A 23,503-nucleotide genomic window follows, 5' to 3' on the forward strand; every position below is an offset into this window, starting at 1 on the left:
TAACTAAGCCAGTTTCTTAAGCATATACCATTGCATACCTGCCCTTGAGGCTAGCGATTTGAGTTTATATTTCATTAATTTCAGATTACTCCTACCCTTCAATTTGTCTTTGTATAGTTGCACTTCGTTATACATTAAACGAATAGCATGCTTGTAAAAACCCTTTGGATACATGCGCTTAAAATCAATGTCACGGTCGCTTTGATTTTCCCAATCAAAGGTTGTAGTAAAATCAGATTGCACTTCATTATATAATTCGGTGCCGCGAATGGGATAGGCTACTGTTAACGTGTAATAGTCAGGGTTTGCAACCTTTAAGTGGTTTATGGTTTCATAAATATCATCAATAGTTTCGCCCGGATAACCTAACATAATAAATGTGCCGGTTTGTAATCCTTGTTTGTTTGCCTCTTGTATCATAGTGCGCACCTGCCCTACCTGCACCCTTCGGTCCATATTATCAATAATATTTTGTGAGCCACTCTCTGCCCCTATCCAAACGCGAAAGCAACCACTGCCCTTTAACAAGGCCAGCATATTTTCACTTAATCGGTCAGCACGTGTTATACATTCGTAGTTGATTTTTATTTGATTGCTTACAATCAAATCATGAAACTCCTGCAACCATTTAGGGCTGATGGTAAACACATCATCTACAAACCAAATAGCATCAAAAACATATTGCTTTTGTAAAAACTGCAACTCATCAATTACATGTTGAGGACTACGTCTTCTGTAACTCTGACCGTATACAGCCCTGCTGCACCACTTGCAGGTATAAGGACAACCGCGCATGGTGTTTATAGAAATCGAATTTTCGCCATGCCTGTTTTTCCAGGCATCAAGATATAATTGAATATCAATTTTATCTCGTGCAGGATGCGGCAGTACATCCAGGCTTTTAAACTTTTCGCGCTCGGGCGTATTTTTAATTTCTCCGGCATTGCTATAGGCAATGCCTGTAATATTTCCCAAACTACTTTCCCCCTGTATAAAGTGATTGCAAAGCTCAAGCATGGTTTGTTCACCCTCGCCAATCACAATTACATCTGCACCTACCTTTAGCAACTCAGCAGCATGATAGCGAACTTCGGGTCCTCCTAATATGATCTTAGGTTGATGCGCTATTGGTTTACTGCGTAAATACTTAATTATTTTAATCACATTAACGCGAGTCATCAGATTGGTATATATACCAATTACCGGAGGAGCATTTTCATCTATATAACTTTTGAGTTTTTCGAAAGTCGAAAAGGTGCTGTCATACACATCACAATCTGTTCCATTCTTGCGCAACCAGGCGGCTATGTAAAGTATTCCGAGTGGTGCGTATGGTTTCATTATGCTCTGCTCCCTTTCATCCGAAGACAAAAAATAAGCATGGGTTAAGAGCGGTTTGTTATTCATAAATGAGTAAAGCCTTGTGGCATTTATTTAATATGGAACAAGGTTAAGCATTTTTCTATTTCTAAAGAAATAGAATTGACACACGCATGAAATAAAAGCAACGCTGATTATATCTTTTCTGCTTGTTTTCTAAATTCTTGAACAAAAGCAAAACCGAACAAACTTGTTTAAAACAAAAGGTATATACTCACCGTTGCAAAATGCAATTGGCTTCTGTCTCCTTCAAATAAAAGAATCTGCTATTTAAGAAAGCAACAGATTTTCTGCTTGTAATAAAAGAATTGTTGGCAATGCAACCTCCCGTATTGCTTAGCAGTGTTAAAGTGGTATTATCCGTTTTCGTATAATGCAACAAAGCCTTCGGGCAAGTTGAAGGTCATGGTTTTGTTTTCGCGATCTATACCAGCTATAAAATCAGCATGTAATGGAACCATAATTTCGGGACCCTTATTAATTACTTCGGCTACCCCATACATAGGCAACTCATGCACCTTTATAATTTTTCCAATAAAACCGGTTGTACTATCAATGGCATCAAACCCAATAATTTCATGAAAATAAAATTCCGTACCGGTCAGTTTGGGCAACCATTTTAAATCAAGATACACATCTGCCTGATGGTACATGCTGGCTTCTTCGGGTGTGCTTATTTCTTTTAACTTAGCAATGGCTGCATCGCCTTGAATTTTAATTTTTTCAACAGTAAAGGGAATAAGCTTTTCGAAAAGCCCCAATACAAGCTGGTCAACCTTAATGTACGCATTTGGATGATCGCAATCGAGTTCAATGGCAATTTCGCCCTTCGTACCAGTGCGTCTGGTAACTTTTCCAATATAGAAGTAATCTTCCTTTTTCATCAAAATAAAAAACCTGCAAGTTTTTACAAATGCAGGTTGTTGGTTTCTTTACTAAAAAATCGATTAAGCGTTTTCTTCTGCAGCAGGTGTTTCCTGAGCAGGTGCTTCGCTTTCGCTGGCACCACCTGTCATCTTAGCTAAAGCAGCTTCGGCAATTTTCTTTGCACGAGCATCTTTTACCTGAGACTCAGCAGCCATGCGGTCTTTCATTTCAGCTTTGCGCTTGTCGGCAACGCTTACTTTTTTGTTGTCAATCTTAGTGTTCTTATCACTAAGCCATTTTTCGAATTTGGCATCAGCCATTTCCTGGGTAAGGGCACCCTTTTTTACTCCTTCGTGCAGGTGTCTTTTGTACAATACACCTTTGTAACTCAGGATGGCACGCATGGTATCAGTTGGCTGAGCACCATTTTGTAACCAGGTTAGGGCTTTGTCCGCGTCAAGCTCTACAGTAGCGGGATTTGTGTTAGGATTATAAACTCCCAACTTCTCGATATACTTACCGTCCCTCGGAGCACGCGCATCAGCCACCACTATATGGTAAAAGGCATAGCCTTTCTTACCATATCTTTGCAATCTTAATTTTGCCGGCATTTTTTAATTTTTTTTTAGTTTTTATATAATTTAATTTTCTAACCCCAATTTCTCCGAAAATTGGGAGCGCGAAAGTAATAAAATAGTTTAAAAAAACACTATTATTGGAAAAAACTAAAGAGTTTAAGGTTTGAAGAGTTCAAAGGTTTAAGGGTTGAAAGGTTCAGAAAAGCACAACCCTATGCTAAACCCACGCCATAAACTGCCCTAATTGCTCAAAAAGCCTTTATGGAAGCTTGTAAAAATATTTACTTCACATTTGGTATTGTATAATAAATGGTTACTTTTGCACTCCGAAAATCTAAAAATAAACAATGTTAGTTGTACAAATTAAAGAAAACGAGTCGCTAGATAAGGCTTTGAAAAAATTCAAAAAGAAGTTTGAAAAAACTGCTGTGGTAAAGCAATTACGCTCACGCGCAGCATTTGAAAAGCCATCTGTATCGCGCAGGAATACAGTAAAGCGCGCGATACATAAGGGCAAACTCGTTGCTGAAATCCTATAAGCAAATCATCTGATTTACGATATACCAAGCACTCATACATTGAGTGCTTTTTTATTTTACACGCTTTTGATATGGAAAAATTAACCTCCATCTCTCTTTAAAATTATAATAAATTTGCAAGCAAAGCACCAACGTATGAAACATGTTAAAATAATTCTGACGAGCGTAACATACCTCTTGATTTGCGCTTGCGACTATGGAACTCAAAAGAAATACGATGATACCCCTACCTCGGGCACTATCAATATTTCGGTAGATGCCACTTTTGCCAATATTATGCGTGTAGAACTAGATACCTTTCATGCCCTTTACAAACATGCCCGCGTAAATGCGCGCTATTGTACCGAAAGCGAAGCCTTCAAAGACTTGATAAATGATACCGCAAGGGTCATAGTAGCCTCGCGAAAGCTAAATGATCAGGAATTGCAATACTTTAAACAGCGCAATCTAACACCAAGGGAGGTGCATATAGCGATAGATGCCATTGCGTTTATTGTGCATCCGGATAACGAAGACAGCGTGCTTGGTAATTCGCAAATCAAGAAAATGCTGTCGGGAGAAATTACTGATTGGAAGCAGGTAAGCGAAAAAAATACATCAGGGCAAGTGGTGATGGTGTTTGACAATGTAAATTCGAGCACTGCCCTATATGCTCGCGATAGCATTAATAAAGGGGCGCCAATAAAAGGAAATGTATTTGCACGCAATACCTTTGAGGATGTTATTAATTATGTAAGCGAAAATAAAAATGCCATAGGCGTGGTAGGAGTAAGCTATATAAGTGACCCTGATGATCCCACACAACTTAGTTTTATTACCAAAACCAGGGTGATAGCTATTAAAAACGAAAAAGATGCTACACGCTACAAGCCTTATCAGGCATATGTGGCACAGGGTTTATACCCCTACACCCGCAATGTGTATATGATAAGCCGTGAAGCACGCAGCGGACTAGGCACCGGAGTGAGCGGTTTTGTTTCTTCCTACAATGGGCAGCTCATAATTAAGAAAATGGGCATTATGCCGGCCACTCAGTTTGCACGTGTTGGCGGCTTTAGAAATAACAATTAGCTTTAAAATGTAGTGTTTTTTTAGCCTTAACAGGGAATGCTTTAAACAATAATAATAATTATTTGGTCCATAATTGGCAAACAACTCGCTTCAAGCTAGCAAGTGTATAATATTGCAACACTTTTATATTCTGCTTTAAATAATAGCAACTCAGCAGGTAACATTGTACAAGTTGTTAATTAAATTTTCGGATTGAAAAAAGCTTTTGAACAAAACTAACTAATTTTGAAGCGACTTACTATTCTATGAATCTTGGTTACGCACGATATCTGAAGTTTATGCTTTACGTGGTTGAGTGGCTATTGCTCAACGCAAGTTTTGCTGCGGTTTCTTATTATACCACACCGGATCATTTATTAATAAGCAGTCCGTTTTTTTCGCAGTTTTATATTATTAACCTGGCATACGTACTCAATTTTATATTTTTTGAACGAAGAGAACGCCTGTTTGACTATCAACCGGCCCACTACATTCGTTCTTCTGTTAAGTGGATTATTTTCCTTTTCATCTTCATTGCTTTCAGCAGTTACTTTGCAGAAAAGACATTTCCAAAATTACATAACCTGAAAGAAAAGTTTGTCTTGTTTGGTTGCTTGTTTGTATTGTGGCGCATTCTGTTTATGACTATTATAATGAACCTGCGCAAAAACCTACGCACGTTTAAAAAGGTGATGCTGCTTGGTAACAGCAAAGGGTTACATCAGCTAAATGTGTTTTTTCAGAAACACGGGGAAACAGGTTATGAAGTTTCAACCATTATTGATAATGAAAACGAATTGAATGAGTTAAGCGGAAATAATAAAGCAATCGTAAACCGATTGCAACAAATACAAAAAGCGCAAGACCTTGACGAAATTTTTTGCTGTCTAAAAAGCTTTACCAACGAAGACATTCAGGAAATAGCCAACTTTTGTGATGAACACTTTATCAGGCTTCGCATCGTTCCTGATTATTCATCGCTGCTTATTAATAAGCCTATTTATACCAATCGCTATGGAACAGTCAATGTAATCGAGTTTTATTTTGAATCGCTTGAGATTATGCACAACCGGGTAATTAAGCGTGCTTTTGATTTCATGTTTTCTCTTGTTGCCTTATTAATTTTGAGCCCATTAATGTTTGTTATAATTCCAATCTTAATCAAACTTAGCAGTCGCGGACCGGTATTTTTTGTTCAGGAACGAAGCGGGAAAAACAACAAACCGTTTAATTGTTTTAAATATCGTACCATGCGTGTTAATTTGGACTCGAATAAAATTCAGGCTACTAAAGATGACCCGCGCATTACAAGAACAGGAAGTATACTACGCAAAACAAGCATGGATGAGCTTCCGCAATTTATAAATGTATTGCTAGGCAGCATGAGCATTGTAGGCCCGCGCCCACACATGCTCTATCACACCGAATCGTACAAGCATATTGCAAATGAGTTTATGATGCGCCACGCCATAAAGCCGGGCATAACAGGTTGGGCACAAATTAATGGCTACCGTGGTGAAATTAAAAACGAAATAGACATCAAAAACCGTGTTGATTACGATTTATATTACCTCGAAAACTGGTCACTCTACTTCGACATAAAAATAATTTTTCTAACAGTTTATTATGTCATTAAAGGGCAAAAGACAGCTTATTGATATTTCCCTTTTCCGCTTCAATTCCCCTCGTACATCAGCTTATATTGAGCTGCTATTTTCTCAATTGCGAATTCCTTTGCAACTGCCTTCATCCCATTATTGCTCATTTCAATTTTAAGGTCATGCGTAAGATTGAGGTAATGAAATAATCTATCGGCAAGGCTTTCTTTATCAGTCAAACAAACAAGGCCACATTTATTTTGCAAAACCATATTACACAAGTTAACCTTGTTGGATATAATGACCGGCAATCCATTTGAAAGCGCCTCAACAACTACCAACCCAAAATTTTCCTGGTAGCTTGGCAGTATCAGCAAAGCATATTGTTGTAAGGTTTGATTGCGATTATCTGGATTGAGCTTGCCTTTAAAACTTATGGCGCTTGCTATTCCAAGTTTTTTAGCTAGTAACACAAGTTCCGGTTTGCAGTAGTCATCATCTTCGCCATAAATATCCAATGTTACATTTAACCTGTACTCATGAATTATGTGCATACTCCTTATCAGAATATCGAGTCCCTTTTTGCGATTGATACGGCCTAGCGATACCAGATTAAATGATTGCAACGAATCATAATTGCCTCTCTTTATTTTTGCTGGCTCTGCAAGCAGATAAGGAGCAATATAATAATTGCAGCCTTTTGGAATCTCCGAATTTTCGTACTCTTCAATTGTTGTAAAGTGAATGTACTTTGCTTTTTTTAAAAGATGATTATCCCAAATAGTTCGATGAACTATTTTTACCAATTTAGAACGTGTCAGGGAATAGATATCAAGCATACCATGCGGAGTTATCACAAAGGGAATTTTATTTCTAACGGCAAACTGCATTCCGCAGCGCGAAAAATAATTGAACAAGGTGTGTATATGAATCTGGTCGGGCTTTTTTAATGTGGATAAAAAAGAAGTGAGGTTATGGCTATGAAAATATTTTTTGTTCAAAAAGGAACAGCTGGAGGGCATATAATGCACAGTCACTCCATTTTGATTGGTGGTATGAATGCCTCTGGCATCCACCACTGCTTTATCATTATTTTGATTAAGTGTAACTACCTCTATGGTGTAGCCAAATTCTTTTACTAAAATTTCTGCCTGTTCGGAAATGCATCGTGGAGGTCCGCCATAAAACCATGCAGGTTTATAATAAGGAGTAATGTAAACAATATGCAAAAGGATGGTGGATTAGTAGATGCAAAACTAACCGAATAGTAAAGCCAAAGCGGTATGAAGCAGATTGTAATGAACAGCATCCGGCTAACAACTTTAGGCTTCTCTTGAGATGGAGTTCGATTTTAATCAACCATTACCATTTCAAAAAAAAAACGGGATTGAAATATCAATCCCGAAATATAATCTAAGCCTATACTTAATACTAAACCAACAAAGACACTACCTAGTTAAGGCCTTGTACTTAATGCGATGTGGTCCCGTATCGCCCAGTCGCTTTTTCTTATTCTCTTCGTAGTCGGTATATCCACCTTCAAAATAATAAACCTGCGACTCGCCTTCAAACGCAAGTATATGTGTACATACACGATCGAGAAACCAGCGGTCGTGGGAAATAATAACAGCACAGCCGGCAAAATTTTCTAATGCTTCTTCCAAAGCTCGCAAGGTGTTTATATCTAAATCATTGGTAGGCTCATCCAGCAACAAAACGTTAGCTTCGGTTTTTAAAGTTAAAGCAAGATGTAATCTGTTTCGTTCTCCTCCTGATAGCACACCACATTTCTTTCCCTGATCGGAGCCACTAAAATTGAAACGACTAATGTATGCGCGCGAGTTTAGTGTTTTGCCTTCCATTTCAATAATCTCGTGCCCACCACTTACCACTTCATAAATTGATTTTTCAGGATCGATAGCTTCGTGAGCTTGATCTACGTATGCCACCTTTACCGTATCCCCTATCTTAATAGTGCCGCTATCAGGTTTTTCAGTTTCCATAATCATACGGAACAGCGTAGTTTTTCCAGCACCATTGGGGCCAATGATTCCAACAATGCCGGCAGGTGGCAATCGAAATTCCAGATTTTCGTATAATAATTTATCACCAAAACTTTTTGCAACTCCTTCAAACTCGATTACCTCATTTCCCAATCGTGGGCCATTTGGAATAAATATTTCAAGTTTTTCTTCCTTTTGGCGGATGTCTTCGCTCATCATTTTATCATAGGCTTGCAAACGTGCTTTGCTCTTGGCATGACGCGCCTTCGGAGCCATGCGCACCCACTCCAACTCTCGCGAAAGTGTTTTCTGACGTTTGCTTTCTGTTTTTTCTTCCTGTGCAAGTCGCTTTGTTTTTTGTTCTAACCAACTGCTGTAATTTCCCTGCCATGGAATTCCTTCGCCACGGTCAAGTTCTAATATCCATCCGGCAACATTGTCAAGAAAATATCGATCGTGGGTTACGGCAATAACAGTTCCCTTATAGCGTTGCAAGTGCTGCTCGAGCCAATCTACCGATTCGGCATCGAGGTGGTTGGTAGGCTCATCAAGTAATAATATTTCAGGTTCTTGCAACAACAAGCGACACAATGCCAATCGCCTGCGCTCTCCTCCCGATAAGTTTGCAACAAGGGTATCGCCCTCGGGGCAACGCAGCGCATCCATAGCAACTTCTATTTTATTGTCCAATTCCCACGCCCCCGCAGCCTCTATTTTATCCATCAATTCAGATTGGCGCTCGAGCAATTTATTCATTGCATCATCTTCAAGTGGCTCGCATAATTTATTATTTACATCCTCATACTCCTTTAAGATGGCAGTGATGGGAGCTACTCCCTCCATTACAATTTCCTTTGCAGTTTTTGTATCGTCCAAAATCGGTTCCTGCTCCAGGTATCCAACATTATATCCTGGCGAAAAAACCACATCGCCTTGAAATGATTTTTCTACTCCTGCAATAATGCGCAACAACGTAGACTTACCCGAACCGTTTAAACCCAGTATTCCTATTTTGGCTCCATAAAAAAAGGAGAGATAGATATCTTTTAATACTTGTTTTCCATTGGGGTACGTTTTACTTACCCGTACCATCGAAAAAATTACTTTCTTATCATCAGCCATCGTTTTATTTGTTTGTTTTTAAATACAATTAGTCAATTAAGTTATTCGCAAAGCCAAAACTTATACCATTAAAAAAAACACTGTCGCCAATGATTTAGTCTTTAATAAATCAATAATCCTAACACTACTTTTTTAAGGCCGCGCAAAAGTATAATTTATACGTTAACAAGCTACATGATGTTCCATTTTGGTACAATAATTGAAAATCGGAAATTCTTCTTGTAGCTTATGAAACAACAAATCTGGCAAACAATAAAAGAGGCAAAATTCAGGTATATTCAACTGGATAATTACATGTATTTGCAAGTACAGTCTCTTAAGATGGCTCGCAACATTTTGCTTGCATGCACAGCAGTTTCAACCATAGCTGTAGCCTACTTTCAAAACAATTATATTACCCTTGGAATTTGGCTTACAGGTACTTTAGCAGTATGGCTAATGGCTAATACATTTTGGGCGAAAAGCATAACGCATTTGAAAAAGGCGAAGGCCAATTTATTGAGCCTGGAACAAATAAATAATCAGCTCGAAGTATTGTGGCGTAATTTAAATAGTAAAAGTATAACTGAGGACGAGATTGCGGGTATTTATTTAACGATACAAGCTACCTTGCATCTCTGTGAAGCTGAAATTGCAGAAAACAAAATAAACATTACCACACAAACCAGCGAACATACTAATGAGCGACTTGAACTTTCGCTTCGCAATGTTTATTAAAAAAAAAGAGTAACCAAGCTGCCAAATAAATAGCCCATATTACATTTTCAAAATTCGCTCCATTACCAATTTGCTACCAATAGTTACCATAGGCAATCCGGTGCCGGGAGTAGTTGATGCACCTACATAAAATAAATTTTTCAAGAGCTCATCGTAATTGCGGGGCCTCAGTCCCCCAACTTGATTTAAACCATGTGCAAGACCTAACCCACTGCCACGATACAGGCTAAACTTCTCTTGCCAGTCTATGGGTGTCCAAATGGTTTTTGTTAGCGTAGCAGCATGTAAATCAAAATTCACACGCTTGCTAATATCTGCAATAATGGTATCGGCCAACTGCTGCGAGTCGCTCCATTCGGGCTTTGTACGAAGGTCAGGAACAGGACATAGAATAAAAATATTCTCACAACCATCGGGTGCACAATTAGGATTAGACTTGCTGCTCACATTTACATAATAATAGGGCTTATCAGGTGCAACCGTTGTTTTGAAAATTGTATCAGCATATTGCTTAAAGTTATCGCCCAAAAAATAATTATGATGCTGAAGTTTATCCACCTTGCCTTTAACACCAAGGTAAATAGTAAATGGCGCAAGCGTCCATTCCATGTTGTCCAATTTCTTTTCCGAAAATTTTTTCCTGTTAAGTACCTTACCTCTGAAAGAAGCAGCATCGCTGTTGCAAACAAAAACATCAGCAGCAAACGAAGTTCCATTGCTACTTACTACTGATTTAATCTTCCCCTGTTCGGAATTCACCGCAGCTATTTCGGTATTGTACTGAAACACCACACCCCTAGCCTCTAATAATTTAACCAATTCGCTTGTTATGCTATACATTCCACCTTTTACATTCCAATATCCATCGTGTATCATTTCGGTATAATTAAGCAGACTATATACAGCAGGTGTTTGGAAAGGTGTATTACCGAGGAAGAATGCCACTAAAGAAAAAATAACTTTTGCTTCCTGCGATGTAAATGTTTTTTCTAACTCTTCCCACATGCTGCGAAACATCATGGGAGCATGTTTCCATGGAACCCTCGACAAAGCATATAAGTATCCAATGGTAGAGTCAAAATTTTTATCAATCACAATGTGCTCTGTATCGTGAAAAAGCTGGCCTGCCTTTTTCAAATATTTTTCCAACTTTAATTTTAATTCCGGTTCTATGTTGGCAAATTCCTTTTGCAGTACATCTAAGTCTTTATATATTTTCAATGGTGTATCGCGTCCTTCAAAATATACAGTGTACAGCGGGTTAAGTTCGTTAAGCTGCAGCGGATTTTTTATTTTGCAGTAACTGAATAGTTCTGTAAACGCATAACTCATACTAAAAAAAGATGGCCCGGTATCGAACGTAAAACCGTCTTGCTTCAAAATATTTAAACGGCCACCGGGTGTAGCTGCCTTTTCAATTACTTCAACCTGATATCCATGATGTGTAAGTCGGAGCGCTGTAGCTAGCCCTCCCAATCCTGACCCTATGATTACTGCTTTTGGCATATATTAAATTTTTCATGTAACAATTTACTCCTGCAAATGTTAAGAAATACTTTTGCTTTTCATATTGCGGACGATGACAACCTTGAAATTGTACTAATAGAATGCCCTCTAATGCTTATTTTTTCTGTTCACTCTTTGGGAACTCACGCCATGTATAGCTCTTCTGAACTATTTTCCATGAGCCCTCATACTTTAGTAGTAAAAAATAGTCGGTAAATATTCTCCAATTAGGAATTACAATTTCTGCTTTTGCCATTGCCGCATCCCTTTCAAAATCAATTGAAATGATTCGACCTATGCGATCAGACTTTTCTCCTTGCTTTATATTCGAAATATACTGCTCCCCCGATCGAATTCTTAGACTATCCCTCTCACCTACCGTGTATAAATTAAAGCTTGGATGGAAGGCTTGCCGCAACCTATCAGGTTCGCCATTAGCTGTGCCTTCAATATAATCCATTAGTGTGGCTGTAATTTGTTCAATTTCGGATTTGCTATTTTGCGATTGCCCTTTTACCATTATCCCGGACAATAGTAGCATTGCCTTAAGTAAAATTTGAAGTCTCTTTGTTTTCATATCATTATATTTTTTAAAGTTTAAATTGCTCAAGTATTTGAAGATGTTAATTCACTTTAAAACGAAGATCATGTTATGTGGGAGTAGAAAAATGTTTAGAACATTTTTCAGATCTCAAAAATCATTTAAAGGCAAATGCACCCTAGGCGTATAAATCTTAACTGGTGCTAGAAATCCGGCATAATGCAACTTAACATAATCACAATCACTACAGCTGCATTGTCTTAGTTGGATCCTGTAAGTTAATCCAAAATATAGTAACAGGTTCACTATCTTCAATCTGCCCATTTGCATTTTTATCTAATCGTGCAAATACAAACATTACATCATTGCCTTCATCATATTCTGATTTGAATACCGAATAGTTTTCAGGAACCAGAGCACTTTGTCTTTCACCATTAATATTGAACAAATAAAATCTTCGTAAATCTTTTGCATTTATAAATCCATCTTTATTAGTGTCGTCATCATAAACTGAAGTAAAAATGTAATTCCTTTTTACCAAGGAATTATTTAAGGTGTCGTTTGAAAATGCCGGATAATAAACTGTTTTAATTAAGACAGGCTTGTCAAAAAACTCCCTTCTAGTATTTGTTTGAAAGTCGTACAGCGAAACATTTACAAGATTGTAACCATAAACCCCTTCTAATCCCGGCATCAGATGGCCATTCCAATTGTTTCCTTGTTCCTGTTCCGAATCGTTATATAAGAAGTTGTTCGAACCAATAAAGGTGGTTCCATGCTTCTTATTCAGATTTACCTTATACACCGTTGCAAGTCGTATATTAGAAACACCAGTCAATAATACACTACTAGGACGTGTTTCAAATATAAGTGAGTCTTTGTTTATTCCTTCTGCTTTTCCATCATCAATATTTTCATCAGCCGTGGTGTTGACTACCGGAAATCCCTTTTCTTCAAGGTTGCTATTAGAACAACTTGACAGAATACCAAGCGACACGATTATTAAAAGTATATTTCTATTTCCCATTTATAATTTTGTTTTATAATGCAATGTTTCCTTTAGAAATACCAATAACATCATTAACGAATAAGTCAATTTCCAACTACATGCTTAAGATGATATTAAAACAAGGCTTGCAATTAAGTTCACGCAAAACTATCTTTTTTTTCAGTTTACAGTTCTTTAGATTTTGTTAAAGTAGAGCTTATATTTATAAATCATTTCCTAATAAATTCTTAGTCAATGTGCGGTGGCATTTATTAAGCTGCATACTAATTAAATTACTTATTACAGTAGACTATTATTGCATAATTGCATATGCAATTATCTTTCAAACTAAAACGAAATTCCTATGACTTAAAATCTTACTAAAGCCAAAGTGCAGCATACAAGTAAGCACAAGTTATGAGCTAATTGAAGAAAAAAATAGCAGCATATACAAGCATGGTTATACTTGCATAAATGGCACAGCAAAACCTTAGGAGTGCACCAACATGTATGCTGGCAAAAGTGCATACTATGGGCATTGCGGCTTGTGTCGATGAACGCAATTTATATGAGGAATTCTTTGTGTGATTTACTCGAATGGGCGGTTGGCATAAATGGTTAATTGCCCACCGTAGTTGTAATTCGATAAATTTTTTTAAATAAATTTTCTCATGCCTTAGGCAACCTCAAAACAGCATAGCCCCCATTTATTCCGACAACCCATATTACTTATTGTATATTAATAAACAATAAAACTCCAAAATAGATTTAAGAAACTTGAATGCGGGCATTGTTAATCTTAGCAACTAGATGCAGTAAAAAATAATTACTTCGCTAACCCCAAACTATCCTTACAAAATTTCCATATAAGTGATGGAGCATTAATTACGCCTTTGGTTCCAAGACCGTTAATTAAAAACACGTTCGCATAGGTTGGGTGTTGCAGTGCAAGTGTTTTTCTATCTCGCACAGTTGGTCTGATGGCGGCCTGATGGTTTACAATTTTAAATTCACCTGCAAGTATGTTTTGCAATTTGCCATATAAAGATTCCTTAATTTCTTTGGATGGCAGGTCGTCAGTATAATTCCACTGGTAGTTACTGCCAGCTTTCCATATCCCATTTCCTAAAGGAAGGATGTACATATCACGATTGATAATGGCATCAATCGCCAAATCTGTTTCAATGGTTAGCATTTCACCTTTGCATAATTGAAATGGCAAGTTCGGGAAAAGCGGGTTTTGAATGGCCTGCGCACCTTCACAAAAAAATATTCTCTCAGCTTGTATATCCTTATATTCAACATGCTTCGATATTTTCAACTGAGAAAAATCAAATCTTTCGCTAATCAATAATTTTTGCTTCGCTAATTTTAATCTGTAGTGATTGACTAATTCCGAAACATGCAGAAAGGAACCTTTCAAGGCAGTGGCTCCATAGGGCATCTTCAACCCGGCTATTTCATTAGCCGCTAGTTCTTTTACGATAAGCGCAGCAACTTCTGGAGCACTGCTGCGTTCGTTCCAATCATTTTTACTTTTTACAGAGGAATAAATTTCAATAATTGGTTTTTGCCTAAAGAAAGCTTGTCCTAAAGTGCTCTCTAATGATGCATACACTTCTGTTGCAGTTTTCATTTGCTCACTAAACGATGGTGCAACCACTAATCTACGGCCGGTAACAGGATGAACTATGCCGGCAGCTATGCGCGATGAGGTATTTTGTTTTTCATCATCTATGCAAAGAAAATCGATATGGTGTTGTTCGCAATACCAGGCCAGTAATGTACCCGCAAGCCCCTGCCCTATTATGAGTACTCTTGTATTACGCATTTACTCTTTACCGCGTTTCTGCCTTATTTGCAGCTTGGTGCTAACCGGTTTTAATAGCAAGGTAGTGTCGCATTTTACACCAAAGGTATACACGGATAGTGACACACTATCTTCCCCACTAAGTTTATTTACGTTTAGACGGTTTATTTTTTCAGTAAAGTCTATATCACGCATAAGGGTCTTATTAAAATAAAAAATGCGTTTGTATAATTTGTAGCGTGGTGCTATTTCTCTATTATTAAGCATGGATGTTTGCAATTCGAGGTAATAGTTATTGCCAAGTGCAAATCTGTTTTCTGAATTACTAAAGGGCTTAAAGTTTGCAATTAAACTTACAAGCGTAGAAGTGCTCAATACAAAAATTATAAAGCTACTGGCAAAAACAGCATAAAGTAGTTTGATTATCAAATTCATTTTGCTTTTTAAAACAGCACCCGACACTGCTACTCCTGTGCTACAGAAAATAATATTTACCAATTGCTTAATAGGCAAATCAATAAGATCATACCTGGCCAACAAATTAAATGCAACAACTAAGAGGAGCAAAACGGCATGTGCCGTAATTAGTTTGGGCAAGCGTTTTTTCCATTTCTCCGATTTCAAGATCATTAAAAAAATGGCGGCAGCTACAGAAATAATATATAAGGAAACTGCCAGAATAAATATATACCACTGCATATTTTACTTTTCGGCTACTAATTTTTCAAGTTCAAACATTTCATCGCGCAGGCGTGCTGCCTCCATAAAGTCGAGCTCGCGTGCTGCCAATTCCATTTTTCTTTTTGTATTGGTAATTTGCTTTTGGAAGTCTTCCTTATTCATATATGCAATTAAAGGGTCGGCAGCAATGGTAGTTTCTGTATTCTCAACATAGCCCATATTCTTTCTGCTCTTTCCATCGGCCGTAGCAAAAACCGAAGTTTTTGATTTTTTAATTTGTTGTGGAACAATACCATTTTCGGTATTATACTTAATTTGCTTTTCGCGTCTGCGATTGGTTTCCTCTATGGTCATGCGCATGCTTTCGGTAATTTTATCGGCATACATAATTACACGTCCATTAATATTTCGTGCTGCGCGACCTGCCGTTTGCACCAGCGATCGGTTGCTGCGTAAGAATCCCTCTTTATCAGCATCTAATATAGCTACTAGTGCCACTTCGGGTAAGTCGAGTCCTTCGCGTAGCAGGTTTATTCTATTAATACATCAAACAGTCCGTTACGTAAGTCGCTCAAGATTTCAATACGGTCAAGTGTTTCTACATCGCTGTGTATGTAACGGCAGCGTATGTTCATTTTAGTAAGATACTTGGCCAACTCCTCTGCCATCCGCTTAGTTAATGTTGTTACTAATACGCGTTCATCATTTTTTACAACTTCTTCTATTTCATTTAATAAATCATCCACTTCATTCATACTTGGCCTTACTTCGATAGGAGGATCGAGCAAGCCGGTAGGACGTATCAATTGCTCTACAATAATTCCATCGCTGAGTTGCAATTCAAAATCGGCAGGAGTTGCACTTACGAATATTAACTGACCAACAATCGATTCAAATTCTTCGAACTTCAGTGGTCTGTTATCTAATGCTGATGGTAATCGAAAACCATATTCAACCAGATTTACTTTGCGCGAGCGGTCGCCACCATACATGGCCCTAATTTGAGGAACAGTAACATGGCTTTCATCTATGACCATGATAAAATCATCAGGAAAATAATCAAGCAAACAGAAAGGTCGGTTACCTGGTACACGCCCATCAAAGTAGCGCGAATAATTTTCGATACCACTACAATATCCCAATTCACGAATCATCTCAAGGTCATACGTAACGCGGTCTTCCAGTCGCTTGGCTTCGAGAAACCGCTGATTTTCTTTGAAAAAATCAATTTGCTTAACCATATCTTCCTGTATATTCCAAATGGCTTGAAGCTGCCTATCCTTGTTGGTAACAAAAATGTTGGCAGGAAAGATTGCTGTAAACTCAAGTTTTTCGATGCGGCTTGCGCTAATTGGATCAATGGTTTCGATGTCTTCAATTTCATCACCAAAAAAGATTACGCGTAACGCGAAATCGGCATATGCCAAAAATATATCAACCGTATCGCCCTTTACACGAAAGGTGCCATGCTTAAATTCATTTATTGTGCGCGAGTACAAGCCACTCACTAACCGATGCAAAAATGAATTGCGCGAAATGCGCATTCCCTTGTGCAGGCGTACAATATTATCTGCAAAATCTGCCGGGTTGCCCATTCCATAAATACACGATACGCTTGATACCACTATTACATCGCGCCTTCCACTAAGTAATGAAGTAGTGGTGCTTAAACGCATTTTTTCTATCTCTTCGTTAATGGCAAGGTCTTTTTCTATATACGTATTCGTAGATGGTAGGTATGCTTCGGGCTGATAGTAATCGTAGTAGGACACAAAATATTCAACAGCATTATTTGGAAAAAAAGTTTTAAACTCCTGATACAACTGTGCAGCAAGTGTTTTGTTATGGCTTAAGATGAGTGCCGGTCGGTTTGTTCCGGCTATAACATTTGCCACAGTAAAAGTTTTTCCACTACCGGTAACACCAAGCAATACCTGCGATTTGTCTTCGCGATTAAGGCCTTCGGTAAGTTGCTTGATTGCCTGCGGCTGATCGCCAGTAGGTTTAAAGTCAGAGATTAATTCAAACTGCATGTGGCAAAGATAGGAAGTAAATGATTTGATAAAATCTTCAATTCGTGCAGTTTTATTCGGCATGCTATTCAAATCATAAACAAATCATGCATTGGTTCAATTATAACCGGGGCATAATGAGTTCTTTGCTATGTGTACCAAAAACATACTTTTGCATCGGTTCAAAAATAAATCAGAAAGAAGTGATACAAGCCCTTGTAAAAAAAGGAAAAGTAATTGGTGAGAAAGTACCGGCACCAGTGGTGAGTGATGGTTGCGTGTTGATAAAGGTGGTAAACAGTTGTATATCGGCCGGAACCGAATTAACCAGTGTGCAAACCAGCAAGAAATCAATTATAAAGCGTGCCCTTGAACAACCTGAAGAAGTGCGTAAGTTGATTGATTTTGTAAAAAGTAACGGCATCGAAAAAACATACCTGCGCGTAAAAGGGGTTTTAGATGCTGGTAAACCAACAGGATATAGTATTTCGGGAGTTGTGCTAGCCGTAGGTGTGGGTGTCGAAGGGTTTGAGCCGGGAGATAAAGTTGCAGCTGCCGGAGCCGGAATAGCAAATCATGCAGAGTTTGTTGATGTACCGGTTAACTTGTGTATGAAAGTACCACAAGGCATGTACATGGCCCATGCCAGCACGGTTACTTTAGGAGGCATTGCCATGCAGGGAGTGCGTAGAGCAGACTTACGTATAGGCGAATATTGTGTGGTAGTAGGTGCAGGAATTCTTGGTTTACTTGCCATGCAAATGTTGCGCAACAGCGGCATACGCACGCTGGTAACTGACCTTGATGAAAAGCGTTTAGCTATTGCCAAAGAACTTGGTGCTGACGAAGTAGTTAACCCTTCAAAGACCGATGTATTAAAAGCTGTAGATCAGTTTACTAATGGTTATGGAGCCGATGCGGTATTATTTACTGCGGCCACATCAAGTAGCGAACCATTGTCGCAATCATTTAAGATGTGCAGACGAAAAGGGCGTGTGGTATTGGTGGGCGTGGTTGGAATGGAAATTAATCGTGGCGATATGTATGCCAAAGAGTTGGATTTTCTGATTTCTACTTCATACGGCCCCGGCCGTTATGATGCCAGCTACGAAGAGCGCGGCATGGATTACCCTTATGCTTACGTGCGCTGGACAGAGAACCGCAACATGACAGAATACCTACGCATGGTGCACGAGGGCAAAATCAACCTGAAACCCATGATAAATGGAGTGTATCACATCGACTCGGTTGAGCAAGCATTCGACTCCTTGCAGCAAACCGAAAAACCCATTATCGTATTGCTTGATTATGGCAACGAAATAGTTTCGCCTTCAAAGGAATCGTATAGGGTTACCGTTAAAAAATATGCTGCCAATAAAAAAGTATTGAATGTGGCATTGATAGGTGCAGGCAATTTTGCAACAGGCATGCACTTACCGAATATGAAAAACCTGAGCAGTCAATACAAACTGCATGCAGTAATGAGCCGCACAGGCAGTAAAGCAAAAGCAATAGCCGATCAGTATAGTGCTCAATATGCAACCGGAAATATAGATGATATACTTGGTGATAAGGAAGTAGACCTGGTAATGATTGCCACCCGTCACGATAGTCATGCAACGCTTGCCTTGCAAGCTTTGCAGGCCGGCAAGCATGTATTTGTAGAAAAACCTTTGGCAATACAAAGCCACGAACTTAGATTGATAGAAGATTTTTATAAAACCCCAGGCGAAAAACCTGTTTTAATGTGTGGTTTCAATAGACGCTTTAGTAAGTATGCCTCAGAAATAAAAAAACACACTAACCTAAGGCATAACCCCATGCTTATTCATTACCGAATGAATGCCGGATACATACCGTATGATAGCTGGATACATGGCGATGGTGGACGAATAATTGGTGAGTGCTGTCACATTATTGACCTGATGACTTTTTTACCGGAAGTAAAATTAAGTCGATTAGCAGTGAGCAGCTTTCGCCTCAAACTGATAAATACAAAAGCGCAGACAATAAATCGATTTTATTAAAATATGAAGATGGGTCGGTATGCAGTATCCAATACTTCTCTGTAGGAAATAAAGGCATTGCGAAAGAGTTGATGGAAATACATTTCGATGAAAAGTCAATCGTTATGGATGATTACAAATCGTTAAACGGTTATGGGCTGAAGTTAAAGGAAATGAATGATGCCATTAGCAGCAAAGGGCAACTGGAAGAACTAAAATCACTGCATTACTCCATTATGAACGCTGATATTGGGTGGCCAATTGAGTTATGGGACATGATTCAGACCACCGAAATCAGCTTTGTAATTTAGTAAGTGAAAATACCGCAGATACAAAAGGCAGAAAACAAAAAACCCGACCTAGGTCGGGTTTCGTTTTCATTCTTTGGTTACGTGATCAGATTAATGACCTACCGCTTCTTTAGCAGCATCAACCGCAGCACCAGCAGTGTTAGCAGCTGAATCAACAACAGCAGTAGCAGCGTGAATCAACAGTAGCAGCAGCTGAATCAACAACAGCAGCAGCTTCGTTAACAGTTTCAGTAGCAGCAGCAGCAGTAGAATCTACAGCGTTAGCAGCGTTTTCAGCAGTGTTTCCACAAGCTACAGCAAATGATACAACAAATGCAGCAGCGAATAATTTTACAAGATTTTTCATTTTTTAAATAGTCTTTTTATTTGTTAAACTTAACCTTTATACCAAAAAGAAAAAAAGGTAACCCATAAGATTAAAAAAAATATTTTTTTTGCCAGCGGGTTACTTTTACTTAAAACGAATATTAATTGATAGCATATAATACAGTGGCGGGCAGTGATGATTTGATTATGGAAAGAATCCGCGAGGGGGATTCTACTGCAATGAAATCTTTTTACAAGGAACATTATCCAATGATAATGAGACTTGTAACTCAAAATGGCGGAAGCGAAGATGAAGCCAAGGACATTTATCAGGATGGTGTAATAGCACTGTTTGACAAGATTAATGCGCGTTCTTTGATACTAAATTGTAAGTTAAAAACGTATCTCTATAGCCTTTGTCGCAACTTGTGGTTAACACAGTTGAAAAAGAAAAGAATAAATGTAATGCAGGTTACCGAAATAGAGGAATATACCATTCTTGAAGAGCCTGGCATAGACGAAAAAGAGAAAAACTTACATTATAGTATTATGACGCAAGTGATGACTCAAATAGGTGAACCATGTCATAGTCTTCTTCATGCATTTTATATTGAAGAAAAAAGTATGACTTACATACAAGAAGCCTTTGGATATGCTAATACAGATACCGTAAAAACGCAACGCTATAAATGCATGAATCGATTGAAAAAACTTTTTTTCGATCTCAAGAAAACAAACGAATAACACAGGGGGGATAAACAGAAGAAGATGAACACAGACAACAGCATTATTGAATTGACCGAACGCTACCTTATTGGCTCTATGAGCAAAGAGGAAGTTGAGGCCTTTGAACTCAAAATTCACCAGAATACTTATTTAGCCCAAATAGTGAACGAGTATATACTAGTGCACCAATCGATGCTTGACTATGCAGCTAAAGAAAGAACTAAAATGCAAATGCAAGCCTGGCATAGTGAGTTTGCTGGTACTAGCAGTGCAAAAATTGAAATTAGTAAGCCTGTTACTGAAGTACCTAAGACCGTTGCTGAAGCACCTAAAACTATTGAGTTTAAAACTCCGGTAGCAGCACCTGAAAACAATAATTTATCAATTACTTTCTGGCAACGAAATAAAAAGCATTTTGCTGTAGCCGCTTCGGTTGCAGTATTTAGTATACTCAGCACCATTGGTATTTCCACATATTTAGATAGCCGTAATTCCGGCAATAGTGGCTATATAGCTTTGAAGAAGGATTTAGAAAAAATTCGCCAATCACAAAAGTCCTTAGACAGTAAAATAAATAAGGTGAGCCAAAGTGGCGCTGAAAAAAGACCTGCTACGATTGCTAAATTTGGTGGAACAGGATTCCTCTTATCTGGTCAGGGTTATGTTGCTACCAGTTTCCATGTTATAAAAGATGCACACAAATTACAGGTTGCTAATAACGGCTTTGGCTATGATGCCACAGTGGTGTTTAGTGATCCTGCAACCGATTTTGCTATTTTGAAAATTCAGGATAGTACATTCGATGCGCTACCCTTTGTTCCCTATAATATCTTTAATGCTAGTGCACAGTTAGGGCAAAAAGTATTTACTTTAGGATACCCGCGTACTGATTTAGTTTATGGAGAAGGTGTTATTAGCTCCATGTCAGGATTTAATGACGATACATTAGCTTATCAAATTTCTGTTCCGCTTAATCCCGGCAATAGCGGTGGACCTGTGTTTGATGAGCAAGGCAATGTGGTAGGATTAATAAGTGCCAAGCAAGACAATATAGAAGGTGCTGCCTTTGCCGTAAAGTCAGCCTACATTACCCAAATACTAAACAAACTGGATAATACCTGGTCGTATAACGGGTTAAGCAAAAAATATAAATATATGCTTGCTCGTCAAAATCGTGTGCAACAAATAAATACCGTAAAACCTTGTATTTTCGAAGTAAGGGTTGATAATTAAAAAATCAATATCAGAATAAATGATGGGCATACAATTTTTTGTATGCCTTTTTCATATAACGCCATCCACACCCAAACCGAATAAAGCAAAGTCATATTTAATCGGATCGTTGCTATCAAATTTTTCAATGCGTTGGTAATTTCATCTACCGCCTTCCAGTCATTTTGTACACGTTGCAGTATACCAAGCCTACGCCCTACTCTGCTTGTATGCACATCTAGTGGCAAATACAATAAGGCAGGCGACACTTGTTGCCATATACCCAAGTCAACGCCTTGACTATCCTTACGCACCATCCATCGCAAAAACATACACATGCGTTTAGCAGTGCTATTACTGTTAGGATTGCCAAGATGCTTGGCACTTCGCTTAAGTGACATTGCTGCCACAAAATCTGTTTTAAATGAAGCTAAAGCGTTGGTCATATCCCGATTACTTTCAAGCTTTTGTACAAAATAACCTTCAAGGCTTGGGAATTTTTTATAAAAAGATTGCAGTGCGACAATAAATTGCAAAGCATCTATACCATTAAATGTCCGGTGCTTGAAAGTTGCAAGTGACTTTAAATCATTTGTAGTGTGGTGCAAGATAAATTGATGCGGGTTAAAATCCATTAGTCGCATGAGTGAAGTTGCGTTGGAGATAATTGTTTTTCGTTGTCCCCAACTTAAGGTAGCAGTCAACAATCCTGATATTTCAATATCTTGTTTATTGGTAAATAAATGAGGAATGCTAATTGGATCGAGCTCAATAAAATCTTTTCGGTTGTATTTTAAATAGTTTTTTTCGAGCAGTTCAAATAGCTCATCGTATTCGAGTTGCTCATCCATTCTTACTTTTTTCTAAAAATAGAATCTGCCAGGCCCTTATTAATAATATATTCCTTGTAGGTAATAACAACCTTGCCACGTTTGTTTGATTTATCGTTTGTTTTTTTTGCTGTACCTGATTCCAAATCACCTGCAAGCGCTTTTGGTATTTTAAATTTAGCTACATCCATTTCAATCGTTAACATATCAGGCAAAAGATATTCTGAATATTTTCCATAGGTAAACTGCATATCAACCGTGCCATTGCTTTTAGAAGTAATTCGTGCTTTATGTATCAATAATGTAAGTGGATCAATCATCAGGGTTCCTAATACAATATCCGAAGTATCGTCTACCGGTATAAGCTTGACTTGCTTCAGTTTTTTATTTTCAAAAATCTGTTCACCAGCGTCTACTATTAAAAACTGCTTATTCTGTAATAGCGAGGTAAATAAATACCCATGTCCTTGTTTTGGCATGAGTGCAATACCCTTTGTTTCTATATGCATTTTATCAGGCTTTTTGTAATATACATTTGCATTAACAGGCAATATTTTAATAAAAGTAACATCAGTTTTAATAATAGCCTTGGCCTGATAATCAATTACGGTAGCAAACCTTTTTCTTACCTGTTCAATCAGTTCAGGGCCAGCCTGTGCCATACTGCTGAGCGAGAGGGCAAGCAAACCAAACAAAATAATAAGGAGTTTATGTTTCATG

At 38.1% G+C, this 23,503-nt stretch carries 18 protein-coding genes and 3 pseudogenes; 7 read left to right on the forward strand and 14 right to left on the reverse strand.

The features are described from left to right. Positions 1 to 3 precede the first annotated feature (3 nt). The 3 genes from IPO27_17085 to IPO27_17095 all read right to left on the reverse strand — a co-directional run bounded on the left by IPO27_17085 (position 4) and on the right by IPO27_17095 (position 2,858). Positions 4 to 1,407, reverse strand: coding sequence for a cobalamin-dependent protein (locus IPO27_17085; protein ID MBK8848150.1), 1,404 nt, complete (start codon positions 1,405 to 1,407; stop codon positions 4 to 6). A gap of 329 nt (positions 1,408 to 1,736) precedes the next feature. Continuing rightward, positions 1,737 to 2,264 carry a 16S rRNA processing protein RimM gene (gene rimM / locus IPO27_17090; GenBank protein ID MBK8848151.1) on the reverse strand — a complete coding sequence of 176 codons (528 nt, stop codon included), beginning with the start codon at positions 2,262 to 2,264 and terminating at the stop codon, positions 1,737 to 1,739. A 63-nt stretch (positions 2,265 to 2,327) separates the two neighbouring features. Continuing rightward, complete coding sequence (locus tag IPO27_17095) at positions 2,328 to 2,858, reverse strand: 30S ribosomal protein S16 (protein ID MBK8848152.1); 531 nt, start codon at positions 2,856 to 2,858, stop codon at positions 2,328 to 2,330. A 314-nt stretch (positions 2,859 to 3,172) separates the two neighbouring features. Here IPO27_17095 and IPO27_17100 point away from each other — a divergent pair, with 314 nt between their 5' ends. The 3 genes from IPO27_17100 to IPO27_17110 all read left to right on the forward strand — a co-directional run bounded on the left by IPO27_17100 (position 3,173) and on the right by IPO27_17110 (position 6,072). Further along, a complete protein-coding gene (locus IPO27_17100; protein ID MBK8848153.1) occupies positions 3,173 to 3,364 on the forward strand; it encodes a 30S ribosomal protein S21 in 192 nt (63 codons plus the stop codon). Positions 3,365 to 3,499: 135 nt separating this feature from the next. After that, positions 3,500 to 4,435 carry a substrate-binding domain-containing protein gene (locus IPO27_17105; protein MBK8848154.1) on the forward strand — a complete coding sequence of 312 codons (936 nt, stop codon included), beginning with the start codon at positions 3,500 to 3,502 and terminating at the stop codon, positions 4,433 to 4,435. Positions 4,436 to 4,680: 245 nt separating this feature from the next. After that, positions 4,681 to 6,072 (forward strand): undecaprenyl-phosphate glucose phosphotransferase, encoded by a 1,392-nt coding sequence (locus tag IPO27_17110; protein ID MBK8848155.1) that lies wholly within the window; start codon positions 4,681 to 4,683, stop codon positions 6,070 to 6,072. 17 nt (positions 6,073 to 6,089) lie between these two features. Here the strand turns inward: IPO27_17110 and IPO27_17115 are convergent, their stop codons facing one another. Next, on the reverse strand, positions 6,090 to 7,241 hold the full coding sequence (locus IPO27_17115) for a glycosyltransferase (protein ID MBK8848156.1): 1,152 nt from the start codon (positions 7,239 to 7,241) through the stop codon (positions 6,090 to 6,092). A 219-nt stretch (positions 7,242 to 7,460) separates the two neighbouring features. Next, a complete protein-coding gene (gene ettA / locus IPO27_17120) occupies positions 7,461 to 9,137 on the reverse strand; it encodes an energy-dependent translational throttle protein EttA (protein MBK8848157.1) in 1,677 nt (558 codons plus the stop codon). 228 nt (positions 9,138 to 9,365) lie between these two features. Here ettA and IPO27_17125 point away from each other — a divergent pair, with 228 nt between their 5' ends. Then, positions 9,366 to 9,854: a hypothetical protein gene (locus IPO27_17125; GenBank protein ID MBK8848158.1), complete on the forward strand. Its 489-nt coding sequence runs from the start codon at positions 9,366 to 9,368 to the stop codon at positions 9,852 to 9,854. A 39-nt stretch (positions 9,855 to 9,893) separates the two neighbouring features. Here the strand turns inward: IPO27_17125 and crtI are convergent, their stop codons facing one another. The 6 genes and pseudogenes from crtI to uvrB all read right to left on the reverse strand — a co-directional run bounded on the left by crtI (position 9,894) and on the right by uvrB (position 17,413). Further along, on the reverse strand, positions 9,894 to 11,360 hold the full coding sequence (crtI, locus tag IPO27_17130) for a phytoene desaturase (protein ID MBK8848159.1): 1,467 nt from the start codon (positions 11,358 to 11,360) through the stop codon (positions 9,894 to 9,896). A gap of 115 nt (positions 11,361 to 11,475) precedes the next feature. Continuing rightward, positions 11,476 to 11,901, reverse strand: coding sequence for a nuclear transport factor 2 family protein (locus IPO27_17135; GenBank protein ID MBK8848160.1), 426 nt, complete (start codon positions 11,899 to 11,901; stop codon positions 11,476 to 11,478). Between the two features lie 244 nt (positions 11,902 to 12,145). Continuing rightward, the gene (locus IPO27_17140) at positions 12,146 to 12,928 is read right to left on the reverse strand and encodes a hypothetical protein (protein ID MBK8848161.1); all 783 of its coding nucleotides are present in this window, start codon (positions 12,926 to 12,928) and stop codon (positions 12,146 to 12,148) included. A gap of 787 nt (positions 12,929 to 13,715) precedes the next feature. Then, entirely contained in the window at positions 13,716 to 14,720 is a 1,005-nt protein-coding gene (locus tag IPO27_17145) for an FAD-binding oxidoreductase (protein MBK8848162.1), read from the reverse strand. After that, the gene (locus IPO27_17150; protein ID MBK8848163.1) at positions 14,721 to 15,398 is read right to left on the reverse strand and encodes a hypothetical protein; all 678 of its coding nucleotides are present in this window, start codon (positions 15,396 to 15,398) and stop codon (positions 14,721 to 14,723) included. It lies immediately after the preceding gene. 3 nt (positions 15,399 to 15,401) lie between these two features. After that, positions 15,402 to 17,413 (reverse strand): annotated as a pseudogene (gene uvrB, locus IPO27_17155) (excinuclease ABC subunit UvrB). A gap of 182 nt (positions 17,414 to 17,595) precedes the next feature. On the opposite strand from uvrB, the pseudogene IPO27_17160 reads away from it, so the two are divergent. After that, a pseudogene (locus IPO27_17160) lies at positions 17,596 to 19,709 on the forward strand (bi-domain-containing oxidoreductase). 151 nt (positions 19,710 to 19,860) lie between these two features. Here IPO27_17160 and IPO27_17165 read toward each other — a convergent pair. Continuing rightward, on the reverse strand, positions 19,861 to 20,055 hold the full coding sequence (locus IPO27_17165; protein MBK8848164.1) for a hypothetical protein: 195 nt from the start codon (positions 20,053 to 20,055) through the stop codon (positions 19,861 to 19,863). A 200-nt stretch (positions 20,056 to 20,255) separates the two neighbouring features. On the opposite strand from IPO27_17165, the gene IPO27_17170 reads away from it, so the two are divergent. Both IPO27_17170 and IPO27_17175 read left to right on the forward strand, forming a co-directional pair. Further along, positions 20,256 to 20,759, forward strand: coding sequence for a sigma-70 family RNA polymerase sigma factor (locus IPO27_17170; protein MBK8848165.1), 504 nt, complete (start codon positions 20,256 to 20,258; stop codon positions 20,757 to 20,759). 24 nt (positions 20,760 to 20,783) lie between these two features. Then, the gene (locus IPO27_17175; GenBank protein ID MBK8848166.1) at positions 20,784 to 21,974 is read left to right on the forward strand and encodes a trypsin-like peptidase domain-containing protein; all 1,191 of its coding nucleotides are present in this window, start codon (positions 20,784 to 20,786) and stop codon (positions 21,972 to 21,974) included. 51 nt (positions 21,975 to 22,025) lie between these two features. Here the strand turns inward: IPO27_17175 and IPO27_17180 are convergent. Together IPO27_17180 and IPO27_17185 are read right to left on the reverse strand one after the other, a co-directional pair. Next, positions 22,026 to 22,804 (reverse strand): annotated as a pseudogene (locus IPO27_17180) (TIGR02757 family protein). A 2-nt stretch (positions 22,805 to 22,806) separates the two neighbouring features. Next, positions 22,807 to 23,502 carry a hypothetical protein gene (locus IPO27_17185; protein ID MBK8848167.1) on the reverse strand — a complete coding sequence of 232 codons (696 nt, stop codon included), beginning with the start codon at positions 23,500 to 23,502 and terminating at the stop codon, positions 22,807 to 22,809. Position 23,503: the final 1 nt, after the last annotated feature.

It is taken from the genome of Bacteroidota bacterium (assembly GCA_016714535.1).
In the GTDB taxonomy this organism is placed as follows: domain Bacteria; phylum Bacteroidota; class Bacteroidia; order AKYH767-A; family OLB10; genus JADKFV01.

Excerpts from the sequence above, each read along its gene's own strand:
- IPO27_17085 (MBK8848150.1), bottom strand. The coding sequence starts at position 1,407 with ATGAATAACAAACCGCTCTTAACCCATGCTTATTTTTTGTCTTCGGAT.
- rimM (MBK8848151.1), bottom strand. The coding sequence starts at position 2,264 with ATGAAAAAGGAAGATTACTTCTATATTGGAAAAGTTACCAGACGCACT.
- IPO27_17095 (MBK8848152.1), bottom strand. The coding sequence starts at position 2,858 with ATGCCGGCAAAATTAAGATTGCAAAGATATGGTAAGAAAGGCTATGCC.
- IPO27_17100 (MBK8848153.1), top strand. The coding sequence starts at position 3,173 with ATGTTAGTTGTACAAATTAAAGAAAACGAGTCGCTAGATAAGGCTTTG.
- IPO27_17105 (MBK8848154.1), top strand. The coding sequence starts at position 3,500 with ATGAAACATGTTAAAATAATTCTGACGAGCGTAACATACCTCTTGATT.
- IPO27_17110 (MBK8848155.1), top strand. The coding sequence starts at position 4,681 with ATGAATCTTGGTTACGCACGATATCTGAAGTTTATGCTTTACGTGGTT.
- ettA (MBK8848157.1), bottom strand. The coding sequence starts at position 9,137 with ATGGCTGATGATAAGAAAGTAATTTTTTCGATGGTACGGGTAAGTAAA.
- IPO27_17125 (MBK8848158.1), top strand. The coding sequence starts at position 9,366 with ATGAAACAACAAATCTGGCAAACAATAAAAGAGGCAAAATTCAGGTAT.
- crtI (MBK8848159.1), bottom strand. The coding sequence starts at position 11,360 with ATGCCAAAAGCAGTAATCATAGGGTCAGGATTGGGAGGGCTAGCTACA.
- IPO27_17135 (MBK8848160.1), bottom strand. The coding sequence starts at position 11,901 with ATGCTACTATTGTCCGGGATAATGGTAAAAGGGCAATCGCAAAATAGC.
- IPO27_17140 (MBK8848161.1), bottom strand. The coding sequence starts at position 12,928 with ATGGGAAATAGAAATATACTTTTAATAATCGTGTCGCTTGGTATTCTG.
- IPO27_17145 (MBK8848162.1), bottom strand. The coding sequence starts at position 14,720 with ATGCGTAATACAAGAGTACTCATAATAGGGCAGGGGCTTGCGGGTACA.
- IPO27_17150 (MBK8848163.1), bottom strand. The coding sequence starts at position 15,398 with ATGCAGTGGTATATATTTATTCTGGCAGTTTCCTTATATATTATTTCT.
- IPO27_17165 (MBK8848164.1), bottom strand. The coding sequence starts at position 20,055 with ATGAAAAATCTTGTAAAATTATTCGCTGCTGCATTTGTTGTATCATTT.
- IPO27_17170 (MBK8848165.1), top strand. The coding sequence starts at position 20,256 with ATGAAATCTTTTTACAAGGAACATTATCCAATGATAATGAGACTTGTA.
- IPO27_17175 (MBK8848166.1), top strand. The coding sequence starts at position 20,784 with ATGAACACAGACAACAGCATTATTGAATTGACCGAACGCTACCTTATT.
- IPO27_17185 (MBK8848167.1), bottom strand. The coding sequence starts at position 23,502 with ATGAAACATAAACTCCTTATTATTTTGTTTGGTTTGCTTGCCCTCTCG.